At 43.2% G+C, this 907-nt stretch carries 1 protein-coding gene; it reads right to left on the minus strand.

All coding sequences use genetic code 11. The features are described from left to right. Positions 1-121: 121 nt before the first annotated feature. On the minus strand, positions 122-907 hold a 786-nt coding region (locus HMPREF2955_RS14045; RefSeq protein WP_070724035.1), incomplete at its 5' end, for a PoNe immunity protein domain-containing protein.

Raw genomic sequence — 907 nt, forward strand, 5'->3', positions numbered from 1 at the left:
CCCAAGCAATGCCCACCACGATTAAGGCTCTGCCCGCAACCTTGCCCACAGTTCTAAGCACAGGGGAACTTTCAATGTACTGCGTGGTTTTCCACAAGGCATCGTTGGCTTTCGCGGCAGCCTACTCTTCCTCGTTCTCTTCCCAATGCACCATGTCGTATGGATAGTAAGGATTGTCTTTTAGGTCGGTGTCGTCTATGTGCATCACTTTGGCCACGGCAGCCACTTCCCATGCCCAGTAGCCAGTGTAGCAGTTCTTTCTTAGGTGACTGTCGTACCAAGAGGCATCCTTGTTTAGGTTGTACCATTTGCCTATATAGTCTTTTAATGCTTTTAGGGCAGCCTTACTGTCTGTGGCTTGCGTTACTTTGTATAGCCCCTTGCATTCTCTTGGGAATCCGAGTTTTTGGGCATGTGTCCTTTTCTCGTTATCTTTCAAGCGTGAGTTCAGCAAGAACCAAAGCAACAAGTCCGGTGTCCAGTCTGCAGGTTTCGCCTCTTCGTCCAAGCGCTGTACGTAGTCTACCAACTGCATGAAGTTTTCATCGGGAATGTTTAGGAGAATGCCCAGTGATATTCTGTTTAGAATGTCATCATATACAGGATTATCACAACTATTATCACGAAGGAAGTAGTCAAAAGAGTCCATATAAATTTTTTGTAGCTCTTTTAGTCCACCGTCCATTGAATATCTTATTTGGATGATATCCATACTGTCGACTCCTACCATATAACAAAAGAACAATTCACTTTCTTGCTCTGTTGTTAGATATGCTTTATACTTGTTGATTGAAGTTAACCTCTTCTCCAACATCTTTTCAAAATGTTTCCTGTCCTTCAATTTATCCCTGATGGGTTGTTCCTGTTCTTTCTTTGAACTTCCAAATATTGCATCAAATAGTCCCAT

The sequence above is a fragment of the Prevotella sp. HMSC073D09 genome, from assembly GCF_001814145.1.
Taxonomy (GTDB): domain Bacteria; phylum Bacteroidota; class Bacteroidia; order Bacteroidales; family Bacteroidaceae; genus Prevotella; species Prevotella conceptionensis.